Origin of the sequence: Dyella sp. ASV21 (genome assembly GCF_016428975.1) — a bacterium.
Taxonomy (GTDB): Bacteria; Pseudomonadota; Gammaproteobacteria; order Xanthomonadales; family Rhodanobacteraceae; genus Dyella.
In genome coordinates this window covers 1-13,670 of record NZ_JAELTT010000092.1, presented here as the reverse complement: position 1 = coordinate 13,670, position 13,670 = coordinate 1, and the positions used below count along the sequence as shown (strand labels likewise).

General features: G+C 64.8%; 13 protein-coding genes. 3 read left to right on the top strand and 10 right to left on the bottom strand.

Going from position 1 to position 13,670, the window contains the following annotated elements:
* The 5 genes from JHD67_RS19445 to JHD67_RS19425 all read right to left on the bottom strand — a co-directional run.
* The coding region (locus JHD67_RS19445; protein WP_199100837.1) for a Ppx/GppA family phosphatase at positions 1-879 on the bottom strand (879 nt) is incomplete at its 3' end.
* A gap of 72 nt (positions 880-951) precedes the next feature.
* Positions 952-3,054: a polyphosphate kinase 1 gene (ppk1, locus tag JHD67_RS19440; RefSeq protein WP_199100836.1), complete on the bottom strand. Its 2,103-nt coding sequence runs from the start codon at positions 3,052-3,054 to the stop codon at positions 952-954.
* Positions 3,055-3,175: 121 nt separating this feature from the next.
* Positions 3,176-4,444 carry a phosphate regulon sensor histidine kinase PhoR gene (gene phoR, locus JHD67_RS19435; RefSeq protein ID WP_199100835.1) on the bottom strand — a complete coding sequence of 423 codons (1,269 nt, stop codon included), beginning with the start codon at positions 4,442-4,444 and terminating at the stop codon, positions 3,176-3,178.
* A gap of 74 nt (positions 4,445-4,518) precedes the next feature.
* Positions 4,519-5,208 (bottom strand): phosphate regulon transcriptional regulator PhoB, encoded by a 690-nt coding sequence (gene phoB / locus JHD67_RS19430; RefSeq protein WP_199100834.1) that lies wholly within the window; start codon positions 5,206-5,208, stop codon positions 4,519-4,521.
* Positions 5,209-5,327: 119 nt separating this feature from the next.
* A complete protein-coding gene (locus JHD67_RS19425) occupies positions 5,328-7,013 on the bottom strand; it encodes a M48 family metalloprotease (protein ID WP_199100833.1) in 1,686 nt (561 codons plus the stop codon).
* A gap of 256 nt (positions 7,014-7,269) precedes the next feature.
* Between JHD67_RS19425 and grxC the strand changes: the two genes are divergently transcribed.
* From grxC to JHD67_RS19410, 3 genes are all read left to right on the top strand, one after another.
* Complete coding sequence (grxC, locus tag JHD67_RS19420) at positions 7,270-7,533, top strand: glutaredoxin 3 (protein WP_199100832.1); 264 nt, start codon at positions 7,270-7,272, stop codon at positions 7,531-7,533.
* Complete coding sequence (locus JHD67_RS19415; RefSeq protein ID WP_199100831.1) at positions 7,530-7,934, top strand: carboxymuconolactone decarboxylase family protein; 405 nt, start codon at positions 7,530-7,532, stop codon at positions 7,932-7,934. The genes grxC and JHD67_RS19415 overlap by 4 nt, the downstream gene beginning before the upstream one ends.
* Before the next feature lie 205 nt (positions 7,935-8,139).
* Entirely contained in the window at positions 8,140-9,156 is a 1,017-nt protein-coding gene (locus JHD67_RS19410) for an isocitrate dehydrogenase (protein WP_199100830.1), read from the top strand.
* Between the two features lie 125 nt (positions 9,157-9,281).
* Here JHD67_RS19410 and JHD67_RS19405 read toward each other — a convergent pair whose 3' ends face one another.
* The 5 genes from JHD67_RS19405 to JHD67_RS19385 all read right to left on the bottom strand — a co-directional run.
* Positions 9,282-9,746 (bottom strand): carboxymuconolactone decarboxylase family protein, encoded by a 465-nt coding sequence (locus JHD67_RS19405; protein ID WP_343214401.1) that lies wholly within the window; start codon positions 9,744-9,746, stop codon positions 9,282-9,284.
* A 35-nt stretch (positions 9,747-9,781) separates the two neighbouring features.
* On the bottom strand, positions 9,782-10,681 hold the full coding sequence (gene sigJ / locus JHD67_RS19400) for an RNA polymerase sigma factor SigJ (protein WP_199100829.1): 900 nt from the start codon (positions 10,679-10,681) through the stop codon (positions 9,782-9,784).
* A 57-nt stretch (positions 10,682-10,738) separates the two neighbouring features.
* On the bottom strand, positions 10,739-11,683 hold the full coding sequence (locus JHD67_RS19395; RefSeq protein ID WP_199100828.1) for an aspartyl/asparaginyl beta-hydroxylase domain-containing protein: 945 nt from the start codon (positions 11,681-11,683) through the stop codon (positions 10,739-10,741).
* An 88-nt stretch (positions 11,684-11,771) separates the two neighbouring features.
* Positions 11,772-12,557, bottom strand: a complete 786-nt coding sequence (thiD, locus tag JHD67_RS19390) for a bifunctional hydroxymethylpyrimidine kinase/phosphomethylpyrimidine kinase (RefSeq protein ID WP_199100827.1) — start codon at positions 12,555-12,557, stop codon at positions 11,772-11,774.
* Between the two features lie 104 nt (positions 12,558-12,661).
* A partial coding sequence (locus JHD67_RS19385; RefSeq protein WP_199100826.1) for a PhoH family protein occupies positions 12,662-13,670 on the bottom strand: 1,009 nt, incomplete at its 5' end.

Genomic DNA, 13,670 nt, shown 5'->3' with positions numbered 1-13,670 from the left:
CATGCGTTCGATGCCCAGCGCCTCAAAGGCGGCCTCGAAGATGGCGACACCGCCGGCGATCACTGGCGCGCGGTCGTCGGTGAGGCCGGGCAGCTTGAGCGAGCTGATCTGGCCTTGGGCCAACAGCGCGTCGCGCAAGGAGGCCAGGGACGCCGGCGTAATGCCGTCGTCGGAAAACTTCATCGCTTGCACCACCGAGCCGATCGCCTTGGCGGTGCCGGAGGAGCCGTAGACCTCGATCCAGCCCGACTCGCGATAGTCTTCGGCGAACTGCTGCAGCAGCACGCCGATTTCGGTATTGGCACGCTGCCAGCGCTTGCGGTTGAGCTTGCCACCGGGGAAGAAGCGCAAGGTGGAGGCGATGCATCCGGCCTGCACGCTTTCCGTATGCATCGGCGCGAAACCGCGGCCGATGATGAACTCGGTGCTGCCGCCGCCCACGTCGATCACCAGGCGACTTTCGCGCGAGGCGGGCAGGTCGTGCGACGCGCCCAGGAAGATCAAGCGGCCCTCTTCGCGGCCCGAGACGATTTCCACCGGATGGCCCAGCGCCGTTTCGGCGGCGGTGAGGAAACCTTGCGGCGACGACAAGCGGCGTACCGTATTGGTGGCGACGGCGCGCACGCGGATCGAGGGTACGCCCGCAATGCGCTGGCCAAAGCGGGCCAGGCAGTTGAGCGCGCGCGCGCGATGCTCGGCGTCCAGCGTGCCGTCGGCGCGCAAACCGGCGGCCATGCGTACCGTTTCGCGCAGCCGATCGATCACGCGGGGTTCGCCGTGTTCCACCCTTGCCACCACCATGTGGTAGCTGTTGGAGCCCATATCGACAGCGGCGATCAGTTCGCCATCCTTGATCGGGGTCGGATCGCCTTGGCTCATGCGGGGCTCATATCGGGCTGCAAGGTGAGAATTCTCGCACGCCAGGGCTCACTGCGAAATCGCGGTGTGCGCCTAGCCCGTGCTGGGCACCAGTTTTGCCAGCAGCCAGCGCTGCGCGCTGTGTGGCACTTCGTCGTCCGCCGTGGCCCGGGCGTAGCGCCCATGGCTGTCCAGTAGCCACGCCTCGGTATTGTCCGCCAGGTAATTGGCGAGGGTCTCGTCAAATACGCGTTGGGCCAACGCCGGATCGAGGATGGGAAAGGCCACCTCGATGCGGCGCTTGAGGTTGCGCTCCATCCAGTCCGCGCTGGCGCAATAAAGCTCCGGCGCCCCGTCATTGGCGAACCAGTACACGCGGCTGTGCTCCAGGAAGCGCCCGACGATCGAACGCACGCGGATGCGCTCGGACACACCCGGCAAGCCGGGGCGCAGGGTGCAGGCACCGCGCACGATCAGGTCGATCTCCACGCCGGCCTGCGAGGCGCGATACAGCGCCTGGATCACATGCGCCTCGTTAAGTGCGTTGAGCTTGGCCACGATACGCGCGGGGCGTCCGGCCTCGGCGTGCGCCGTTTCGCGTTCGATCTTGTCCAGTACGCTGCGATAGAGCGTGAAGGGCGAATGCAGCAAGTGCTGCAGCTTGATCACCGGGCCGAGCCCGGAGAGTTGCTGGAAAACCTTGTGCAGATCCTCGCCGATACCGGGATGCGCCGTCATCAGGCCGATGTCGGTGTAGCTGCGGCTGTTGGCCTGATGGTAATTGCCCGTGGAAAGGTGCACGTAGCGACGCAGCGTGTCGTCTTCGCGGCGCACGATCAACAGCATCTTGGCATGTGTCTTGTAGCCCACCACGCCATACACCACCTGTACGCCGGCCTCTTGCAGGCGAGTGGCAAGGCGGATGTTGGCCTCCTCGTCGAAGCGGGCGCGCAGTTCGATCACCACGGTGACGTCCTTGCCGTTGCGCGCCGCCTCCACCAGCAAGTCGACCAGCGGGGTGTCTTCGCCTGCGCGATACAGCGTCTGCTTGATGGCGAGCACGGCTGGGTCTTGGGCGGACTGACGCAGCAGGTCCACCACGGCAGCGAACGATTCGTAGGGATGATGCAGCAGCACGTCGCGCTGGCGCAGCACTTCGAACTTGCAGCGATTGTCCTTGAAGGCTGCCGGCAACAGCGGTACGAAGCGCGGAAACTTCAGTTCCGGTCGATCCAGCCCATCGTAGATGGTGCCCGCGCGAATGATGTTGACCGGGCCGTCGCAGCGATAGACATCGGTCTCCTCCAACTCAAAGTTGGCGATGAGCATGGAGACGATGGACTTGGGGCAATCGTTGCCGATCTCCAGCCGCACCGGACGGGCGTAACCGCGCCCAATCAATTCCTCGCTGAGCGCACGGGCCAAATTGTCCACCTCGGCTTCTTCCACCATCAGCTCGCTGTTGCGGGTGACGCGGAACTGATACGAACCGGCCACCTTGAAGCCGGGGAACATGAGGTCGACAAAGCCCTGCAGCAGCTCAGCCAGGAAGATGTAATGCACGCCGCCATCGCACACTTCCTCGGGCAGGCGAATGATGCGGGGCAGCGAGCGAGGCGCACGCACCAGCGCCATGTGGCCTTCGCGACCGAAGGCGTCGCGGCCCTTCAGTACCACGGCAATATTGAGCGTCTTGTTGAGGATGCGCGGGAATGGGTGCGCCGGGTCCAGGCCCAGTGGTGACAGCACGGGCATCACCTCGTTCTCGAAGTAGCCCTGCAGCCAGCGACGCTGGCGCTCGGTCCAGCGGTCGCGCTTGAGGAAGTGCACGCCTTCAGCGTCCAGCTCGGGCCCCAGCTCGTCCTGCCAGATCTGGTACTGCTCGGCGACCAGGTCCAGCACACGCTTGCGGATGCGCGACAGCAATTCACCGGAAGACAGGCCATCGGGGCCCGGCGCGGCCGAACCGAACATGTGGTGGTGCTTGAGCATGGCCACGCGTACCTCGAAGAACTCGTCGAGGTTGTTGGCCACGATGCTCAGATAACGCAGCCGCTCCAAGAGCGGAATACGCGCATCGCGCGCCTGCGCCAGTACGCGGAAATTGAATTCGAGGGCGGCCAGCTCGCGGCTGAAGTAGAGCTCGGGGGCAGCACGATCGAGGACGGGCGAAGGAGTGGCAGGTTTACGGCGCATCCCCCATTCTGTCCTATGCAGCGCGTCGTGACATGGCGCACTGCCGCGTAGTGTGAACGGCGTTCAGTCGGCACACGGCGAGGGGTGAGGGAACCCTGACGGAGCAGTTCCCGCAGGTGGTTCAGTCCGGGTCGCTGGTGCCCGGTGCCAGCAGGCGTTCGTTGTTGAACCAACAGGAAAACGTCGAGCCGTGGCCCGGCTCGCTCTGAATCTCCAGGCGGGCCTGATGCAGGTTCAACACGTGCTTGACGATGGACAGGCCCAGGCCGGTACCGCCGCTATCGCGCGAGCGGCTGGAGGAGACACGGTAGAAGCGTTCGGTAAGCCGCGCCAGGTGCGAGGCGGGAATGCCGTAACCGGTGTCGATCACCGAGTACACCGCGCCATCGCTCGTGCGTCGCCAACGAATGGTGATGCGTCCGCCGGTGGGTGTGTAGCGCACGGCGTTGCTGACCAGATTGGACAGGGCGCTGTGCAGGTCCTTCACCGAGCCGAGCAGGTCGGCTTCCGCGGTGGATTCCACGGTGATGGTATGGCGACCCTGGCTGAGCGCTTCGGCCTCCTTGCGGATGGTGGCCAGCAGCGGCGTCATCTGTACGCGCTCATCCTGCACGTGATCCTGGGTTTCCAGGCGCGAGAGGGTGAGCAGGTCTTCCACGATCTGCCCCATGCGCTTGGACTGCGCGCGCATCTCGTTGAGCACGGGCGCGAGTTCCGGCACATCTTCGGGGTCGATCAGTTCCAGGTAGCCGTGGATGACGGTGAGCGGCGTACGCAGCTCGTGCGATACGTTGGCGACGAAGTCGCGGCGAATCTGCTCCAGGCGCGTGAGGTGGCTGATGTCGCGTGCCAACAGCAAACGCTGGCGACGACCGAACGGCAGCAAGGTCACGTTGATGTGGCGATTGGGATGCCCCGGTGCCGCCACGTCGTTGAGCGGTTCGCGCGCACCTTCCTTGAGCCAGGTGGCGAGTTCGGTGGTGCTTAGGCGCTCATCCAGGTGCGCGCCGCGGTCCTGCGGGCGGCGCAGTCCCAGCAGGTCCTCGGCGGCGTGGTTGAACCAGCGGACGTGCTGCTCGTTGTCGAGCAGTACGACCGCGTCCGGCAGGCTGCCGGCGGCACTGCGCAGATCGCGCAGACTGGAGGCGATGCGACGGGAACGCGTCATGAAACGGTCATGCTGAAGGGAGGTGGCCGTATGGCTTTGCGTCATCATGTGCTGCGCTTGATGACGGATTTGGGTCAGGAGCAAGACGATTTCGACGAGAGCCACCGCAGCCACCCCCGTCGCCACATGGCCGCCCGCGAGCCAGCCGACGAGGCCGCCAACGAGCAGGCCGGCCGTAAGGGCGGCCGGCAGCATCCAGGAGCGGTCGAAGGTCTTAGGCATGTGCGAGAGCTAGTAGGCGCCGGGTTGGCGGTGCGCCAGCATCGGCAAAACGCCGTTGCCCCGCAATAGCGGGCTCAGACGCTGGCGGAAAAGCGATAACCCGCACCGCGCACGGTCTGCACCATGTCGTCGAGCTTCCATGGTTCGAGCGTCTTGCGCAGGCGGCGAATGTGCACGTCCACGGTGCGCTCCTCCACGTACACGCTGCCGCCCCATACATGGTCGAGCAGTTGCGCGCGCGAGTACACGCGCTCGGGATGCGTCATGAAGAAGTACAGCAGTCGGTATTCGGTGGGGCCGATGGTTACCGCTTCTTCGCCAGCGAACACGCGGTGCGCCGGCCCGTCGATGCGCAGGCCGCCCAGTTCCACCATGCCCGAGCCGTCGTCGCCCTGGCTGCGGCGGAGCACCGCCTTGATGCGTGCCACCAGCTCACGGGTGGAGAACGGCTTGATGACGTAGTCATCGACACCGGCTTCCAGGCCGTTGACGCGATCCATCTCCTCACCGCGCGCGGTAAGCATGATGATGGGAATCTCGCGGCTCAGCTCTTCCTTGCGCAGGCGGCGTGCCAGCTCCAGGCCGCTGGTGCCGGGCAGCATCCAGTCGAGCAGGATGAGGTCGGGTACCTGTTCGGCGATAGCCAGTTGCGCCGCGCGTGCATCGGCGGCATGGACGGCGTCCATGCCAGCCTTGCGCAGGGCAAAGGCGACCATGTCGCGGATCGAGGCTTCGTCTTCGACGATCAATATGCGTTTGTGCACGCTTGGGGTCCGCTGTGGGTGCCTGTGACGCATTTATTGCAGCGGTCTAATGTTACGCCGCGATGACATTTCACACTTTACCTACGTGACGGGAGCGTCATGGCGGTAGTTCGGCATGCTCAACGGTTGCTGTTCTCGGCGGAAAAGCACACTCGGCCCTGGCAATGGCCCGTGTTCTGCAAGGGTTGCTGGCTGCGCCCGTCGGGGTTGTCGTCGGTCTGGATCTTGCGCTTGCGCAGTTCCATGACCAGTGGCGTGAGGTCGTTGATGCGGGCCTGGATACGGGCCCGGGCGTAGTAATCCAGGTCCGGCCGCTGCAGCAGGCGCTTGAGCTGCTCCATCGCGTCGAAAGGCCGGCCGGACAGGTAGGAGGCGTCGGCAAACGCTTCGCCCGCGCGTATCGCATCGCCGGCCTTGTTGCTGGCCCGGGCGTAGGTGCGGTACAGCTCCGGCTCGTCGTTGTTGTCGAGCATGGGCATCAGCATGGTGGCGGCCTGGCGGGCCTCGTCCTGGCTGCCGCCTTCGGTCAACGCATTGGCATAGCCCATGGCGATGGCGCGGTTGCGAGGCGACTGCTGGTTGAGGTCGGCATAGATCGCCAGCGCCTCGGCGCGTCGCCCGGCTTGCAGCTTGGCGTCGGCCATCGCCAGGCGCAGGACCTGGTTGGTCGGGTAGGCCGTCAGCAAGGGCTGCAGCTCGTCCACGGCCTTGGCGCCACGATTGCTGCGCAACAGGGCCAGGGCGTAGCCGTAACGATTGGACGGCGTATCGAAGCCTCGCTGGTTCTGCAGGCTGGTGGCGTAGTACGTGGTGATCTGTGTGGGGTCGCTGGCCAGCACGCGCACGCGTTCGCGCATCAGCAGGAAGGTATCGAGATTGTCCTTGGCCTCGCGTGCGGCGAGGGCCGTGGGATCTTTCACGTAAGGGATGGGCGCCGTGCTCTTTTCCCACTGGCTCTTGTCCAGGGTGGAGCCGCTGGGGCGCAGCTTCTGCTGCGCGAGCAGCCCGTTGGCGCGGGCCTTGGCGTCGCTGATGCGGTCCATGGTGACCGGGTGATCCTGCAACAAGGCGGGCACGTCGCCGCGCTCGCCACCGGTCCCTACGCGCAGGGTGTCCTCCATGCGCTCGAAGAAGCTGGCCATGGCGTTGGGATCGTAGCCGGCGTTGGCTAAGGTCTGGATGCCCGCGCGGTCGGCTTCGATTTCGTCTTTGCGGGTGAAGTTGATCTGGCGCTGCATCAGCAGGCCCTGGCCGCCCATCAGGATGGCGCCAGCGGCATCGCCAGCTCCTGCGCCCGCGCCGGCAGCGATGGCGCCCAACAGCACCAGCGCCATCAACGGAGTGTCTTTCTTGGACGCCTCGAAAGCACGCTGCAAGTGGTTCTGCGTGATATGGCCGATCTCGTGGGCGATCACGCCCGCCAGTTCGCTCTCGCTGTTGGTGATGATGATCAGGCCCGAGTTCACCGCGATATAGCCGCCAGGCGCGGCAAAGGCGTTGATGACGTTCTCGCGGGCGATGAAGAAGGAGAAGTGCTCCTTGGGCTTTTCGCTGCCGGCCACCAGCCGGTAGCCCAGGTTGTTGATGTAGTCGTCCAGCAGCGGGTCGTCCAGCACCATGTCCAGGGCGCGCATCTGGCGCAGCATGGAGGCGCCATAGTCCTGGGCTTCCTGGGGCGAGATCAGGGCATTGGCCGAGCTGCCCAGATCGGGCAGGCGCACGTCGCGATCCTGGCCCTGGGCAGCAAAGCTGAGGCCCGCGAACAGCAACGCCGTCAGCAGGCGGCGGGGCGGGCGGGCGGTCATGGGGCCGTGCCCGTCGGGAGCTGCTTGGTCATGCCGTTTCCTGTCCTTGGATACGCGCCAACCTGGCCGCGCCGGGCTCAGGTGCGGTTGAGATCCTGCTGCCTTTGGGGTGAGACGTGGTGCCATGCGCATAGGTCAGCGACAATACCATCTGAGACACCTGCGGAAGGTGTCGGTTCACCGTCATTGCTTGTTTCCAGAGGCGGCCAGCCCCACCTTGGGGGCGTCGCATCATTTTTCGGTTCCGGAGTTCGCCGTGCCCAAGATCGAGGTCTATTCCACCGCAGTGTGTCCTTACTGCGTATCCGCCAAGAACCTGCTCAAGTCCAAGGGGCTGGAGTGGAGCGAAGTGCGCATCGACATCGATCCCGCGCAGCGCGACCTGATGCTGGCGCGCAGCGGCGGTCGTCGCACGGTGCCGCAGATCTTCATCAACGATCAGCACGTGGGTGGTTTCGATGACCTGGTGGCCGCCGACCGTAGCGGAAAGCTGGCCGAGCTGCTGGGGAGCGCGGCATGAGCAAGCCGACGGACGAGCAGGGCAGCAAGGACCGCGTGGCCGAGTTCACCGCGTTCCGGCATCGCATGAACGAGCGCATCCTGTCGGAGGACAACCAGGTCGTGCGCCGGTTTTTTGCGCTGGACACACAGACCTACAAGCCCGGCGCGCTGGATGTAAAGACCAAGGAGCTGCTGGGCCTGGTCGCCTCGATGGTGTTGCGTTGCGACGACTGCATCAGCTATCACGTGGCGCAATGCAAAGAGGCCGGCGTGACGCGCGAGGAGTTCTTCGAAACCTTCAGCGTCGGCCTGGTGGTGGGCGGTTCCATCGTGATCCCGCACCTGCGTCGCGCAGTGGATTTCCTCGATCAGCTGGAATCGGGTGACGCTGCCGCCGCCGACTGCGCCAGCCACGCCTGAGTCCGGGGCCGGACGGGCGGTGGCCAACTCCTTGCCACCGCCTTGACGTATGCGAGTTTATTCAATGCTGCATGCGAGGATTTGCAACGGCGGTCGGGCGCTGCGCTCTGGTCGCTCGGCATCGCATGGGGGATAATTGACGGGATATATAGCCCTGTTGTCCCCCGCACAGGGTTGCTCGATTCTTATCCCAAGGAGTGTCCCCATGAGCAAGACCATTGCCGTGATTCCGGGCGACGGTATCGGCCCCGAGATCATGAACGCCACGCTGCGTGTGCTCGATGCGCTGGACTGCGGTCTGTCCTACGAGTTCGTCGATGCCGGCATGGTCGCGCTGGAGAAGCACGGCGATCTGCTGCCGCAGCCGACCCTGGACGCCATCGCCAAGCATAAGGTGGCCCTGAAGGGCCCGCTGACCACCCCGGTGGGCGGCGGTTTTACCTCGATCAACGTCACCCTGCGTCGCCACTTCGACCTGTACGCCAACGTGCGTCCGGCGATCAGCTTCCCGGGCACCAAGGCGCGCTTCGACAATATCGACATCATCACGGTGCGCGAGAATACCGAAGGTGCCTACCTGTCCGAAGGCCAGTCGGTCTCCGAAGACGGCGAAACCGCCATCTCCATGGTGCGCAATACCCGCAAGGGTTCCAGCCGCATCGTGCGCTATGCCTTCGAGCTGGCCATCAAGAAGGGCCGCAAGAAGGTCACCGCGGTGCACAAGGCCAACATCATCAAGACCGCTTCGGGCCTGTTCCTCAACGTGGCGCGCGAAATCGCCAAGGAATACCCGCAGATCGAGTTCAACGAGATGATCGTGGACAACGCCTGCATGCAGCTGGTGATGAAGCCCGAGCAGTTCGACGTGATCGTCACCACCAACCTGTTCGGTGACATCCTGTCCGACCTGTGCGCCGGTCTGGTGGGTGGTCTGGGCCTGGCCCCGGGCGACAACATCGGTACCGAAGCGGCGATCTTCGAGGCCGTGCACGGTTCGGCTCCCGATATCGCCGGCAAGGGCATCGCCAACCCGTGCGCGCTGCTGCTGGCCGCGGCCGACATGCTCGATCACCTGGGCATGGTCGATAAGGGCAACAAGTTGCGCCAGGCCATTCGCGACACCATGACCAACGACCGCGACAGCGTCACGCCGGACATCGGCGGCAAGGGCAGCACCGACAGCTTCGGTGATGCCATCGTCAAGCGCGTTCGCGCCGCCTGAGTCGCTTTGCTCTCGAAAAGCCCCTCTCCTTGAGAGGGGCTTTTTTTCGTCCGCAGTTTCCTGCCCCTTATCGTTCGTCGGCGCCGACGAGCGATAAGGGGAGGCCAGTACTCGAGCGCTAAGGCTCAGGCCGCCCGACGCGCGCTGGGCTGGTACTCCCCGGGCACCGCACCAAAGGGAATCGCGATGCGGTTCCAGGCGTTGATCAGGATCACCACGAGGTTGAGCTTGACCAGCTCTTCCTCGCTGAATGCGGCGCGAGCACGGGCGAATACTTCCTCCGGCACGCCATGTTCGCCCAGTTGCGTCACCGCTTCGGCCCAGGCCAGTGCCGCGCATTCGCGCTCGCTGTAGAACGGCGCCTCACGCCATGCCTGCAACAGGTACAGGCGCTGCTCGGTTTCGCCAGTGGCGCGTGCATCTTTCGAATGCATATCGATGCAATAGGCGCAGCCATTGAGCTGCGATACGCGCAGCAGGATCAGCTCGACCAGCGGTTGCTCCAGACCGTTGGCGTGGACGGCTGCGCTGAAGTCGAACAGCGGCTTCATGGCCTGGGGATAGTGCTTGAATGAAAGACGTGAAGACACGGATAAGCTCCTGGCAACGCGGCCACCGCGGCCGCTTATTCCAAGGACGCAGAGCGGGGCTCGCTCGTGACAGCCCGCAGGCGTGCCAATTTGTCCGGATGTCGCAAGGCGTGCACGGCCACGATGTATTCGCCGTCGGTTTCGATCCAGTGCACGGTGGCGAGTTGCGCGTCGACCCAGGTAAGCAGGGCCGGTGCGCCATTGACCCATCCCACGCGATGGAGGGCGCCGGTCTGCTGATAGTGCAGGGCCACTTGTAGATACAGTCGTGCGATGCGCTCGCTGCCGTAGAGTGGCTTGAGCGTGGCGCTTATCTTGCCGCCGCCGTCGGCTTCATGCATGGCATCGGCGGCGAACAGAGCCTGCAGGGTGTCGAGGTTGGGGTGGTCCAGGGCATCGCGGAACCGCTCCAGCAAGCGTTGCTGGGCTCGCGGCTCCAGGCTGAAGCGCGGGCGACCTTCTCGCAGACGCTGCCGTGCGCGGTGCGTGCGTTGGCGGCTTGCGTCCTCGCTGATCTGCAGCATGGCGGCGGCTTCGGCGTGGCTGTAGTCAAATACCTGGTTGAGCAGGAAGGCGGCTCGTTCGTCCGGGCTCAGTCGTTCCAGCAACGCCAGAAACGAGAGGCTTAGTGTCTCGCTGCGCTCGAGCATGAGATCGGGCTGTTCGGCCTCCGCCACCAGCGGCTCTGGCAGCCAGGGGCCGGGATAGTGCTGGCGCTCGGTCTTGGCGCGGCGCAGACGATCCAGCGCCAGGCGCGTGGTTACGGTGACCAGCCAGGCTTGGGGGTCATCCAGGCTGGCCGGCTCCTGCTGGTGCCAGCGCAGCCACGCATCGTGCAGCACGTCCTCGGCATCGGCGGGTGCGCCGAGCATGCGGTAGGCCAGCCCATAGAGGCGCGGGCGGTGTTGTTCAAACAGCGCGGTGGCGTTGTCCATGACGTATTCCCAAGGGATGACGTACCAGGACGCGAGCGTTGCCCGAAACGTGACCGCTCAGCGAAACAGCGGCCACGGGGCGAGAAAGATGATCCAGATCAGCAGCAACATGCCCGCGTACTTCACGGCGCGAAACAGCGTGGGATACTTCTTCTTGAACGTGCGGCTGCGCTCGCGGCCGCGCTGATTGAGCGCGAACATGCGGTTGACGAAGCCGGTCTGCTCTTCCGGCGACTCGGTGTTGGGCGAGGCGGTGATCTTGCCCATAAAGGCCCCCACGCGATGGTTGATCGCACTCATCCAGCGCGTGCGCAGGGGACGCTCCACATCGGCGAACAGGATCACACGGGTCTGGTCGGTGCGGTTCTCGGCCCAGTGCACATAGGTTTCGTCGAACACCACGTCCTTGCCGTCCCCCCAGCTGTGCACCTCGCCATCGACGAAGATGCGGCACTCCTCGGAGTTGGGCGTGATCAGGCCAAGGTGATAGCGCAGCGAGCCGGCAAACGGGTCGCGATGCGGGTTGAGCTTGCTGCCCGGCGGGAGCAGGGCAAACATCGCCGCCTTGACGCTGGGTATGGAGTTGAGCAGGGCGACGGTCTTGGGGCACAGCGTTTCGGCCGAGGCCAATGGCTCGCCGTACCATTTCAGGTAGAAGCGCTTCCAGCCCTGCTTGAAGAAGCTGTTGAAGCTGGCGTCGTTGTGCTTTTCGGCCGCGCGGATATAACCCTCGTCGAACAGGTGCAGGGCTTCCTCGCGAATGGCCTGCCAGTTGGCCTGCAGCAGGTCCAGTTGAGGGAACCCACGCCGATCCAGGATCGGCCGTGCCGGCACGGCGGAAAACGCATACATCAGCAGGTTGTAAGGCGCGAATACCGCGGAATGGTCCACCAACTGCCGGTCGAAGCGCAGCTTGGCGCGGCCGCGCAGGTGCACCAGGAGCACGCAGAACACGAACAGCAAAAGCAGGATCAGCAGGACGAGGCGCGGGGCAAGGATCATGGACGGGGACGCGGCCGTGGGACGGAAAGCCGCATTCTACTCCCTAGGTCAGGCCGGCCCCTTGATCTGGTTCAGGCGATGGGGTGTTTCAATGGCCCAGCACATGCACCGGGCCGCCGCCGGGGCGATAGCTGCGGGCCAGTGCCCGATGCACGTAGGCCACGGCGCGGCGCACGGCGGAGCGGGGCGTATGGCCTTTGGCCAGTTCGGCGGCAATGGCCGAGGCCAGCGTGCAGCCGGTGCCGTGACCCTCGATGGGGAGGCGCGCATGGCGCAACTCCATCACGCCGCGTGCGTCGTAGAAGCGGTCCACCACCTCACGCTCGTTGGCGTGCCCGCCTTTGAGCAGCACCGAGCGGGCGCCCAGCGCCAGCAGCGCTTCGCCGGCTTTGTCGAAATCGGTGGATTTGCGCAGGCGGCGACCCAGCAGGGCCTCGGCCTCGGGGAGGTTGGGCGTGAGCACGTCGGCCTGCGGAATGAGTTCCTGCACCATCGCTTGCACAGCGTCTTCGTCCAGAAGGCGGGCGCCACTGGTGGATATCATGACCGGGTCGACCACCAGCCAGGCCGGTTGGCGTGCGCGCATGTCCTTCGCGACCAGGCGGGTGACGGCGGCGCTGCCGAGCATGCCGGTCTTTACTGCGCCGATCGGGAAATCGTCGAACACCGCGTCGAGCTGGCTACGAATGTGCTTCAGCGGCACGGTGTGCACGGCGGTGACGCCGCGCGTGTTCTGTGAGGTGATGGCGGCGATCACCGAGAGACCATGCACCTCACGCGCATGGAAGGTTTTCAGATCGGCCTGAATGCCAGCGCCGCCACCGGAATCCGAGCCGGCGATGGTGAGGGCGATGGGCGGGGCGGCGTGGGGCATGACATGGCTCGATGATCGCAAACGCTGAGCATTATCGCCTCGTCTGCCTGGATGGCGCATGCATCGCGTCGCCCCGGCGGGTGCCGGGACGACGCGAATGCCGGTTACAGCGCTTCCGAAGCGAAGTCCGCCAGGCGCGAGCGTTCACCGCGACGCAGGGTAATGTGCGCCGAATGACTCCAGTGCTTGAAGCGGTCTACCGCATAGGTAAGGCCGGAGGTGGTTTCGGTGAGGTAGGGTGTGTCGATCTGTTCCACGTTGCCCAGGCAGACGATCTTGGTACCCGGGCCGGCCCGGGTAATCAGCGTCTTCATCTGCTTGGGCGTGAGGTTTTGTGCCTCGTCGATGATCAGGTAGCGCGAGAGGAAGGTGCGTCCTCGCATGAAGTTCAGCGAGCGGATCTTGATGCGCGAAGCGAGCAGGTCATTGGTCGCCTGGCGCCCCCAGCTTCCGCCTTCCTCGGGATTGGCGAGTACTTCGAGGTTGTCCGTGAGCGCGCCCATCCACGGCGTCATCTTCTCCTCCTCGGTACCGGGCAGGAAGCCGATGTCCTCGCCAACCGACACGGTGGCGCGAGTCATGATGATTTCGCGATAGCGCTGCTGGTCCATCACTTGGGCCAGGCCCGCAGCGAGGGCGAGCAGCGTCTTGCCGGTGCCGGCCGTGCCCAGCAGGGTGACGAAATCCACATCGGGATCCATCAGCACGTTCAGCGCGAAATTCTGCTCGCGGTTACGCGCGGAGATGCCCCATACCGCGTGGTTGGCGTGACTGTGATCGTCCAGCAACACCAAGGTGGCCTGGGTATCGTCCACATGCAGTACGCGCAATTCCACGCTGTTGTCGCCTGGCAGGAACAGGCATTGGTTGGCGTACCAGTCCTCGTCATCGCGACGATCGAGTCGATAGAAGGTGCGGCCGCGCTCGTTCCAGGACTGCACTTCGGGATGGCGATCCCAGAAATCCTCCGTCAGTTCGGTGGAGCCGGTATAGAGCAGCGCAAAGTCATCCAGCGCGCGGTCGTTCTCGTAGTCCTCTGCATGGATGCCATAGATCTTGGCCTTGATGCGGAGGTTGATGTCCTTGCTGACCAGCACCACCGCGCGATCGGGG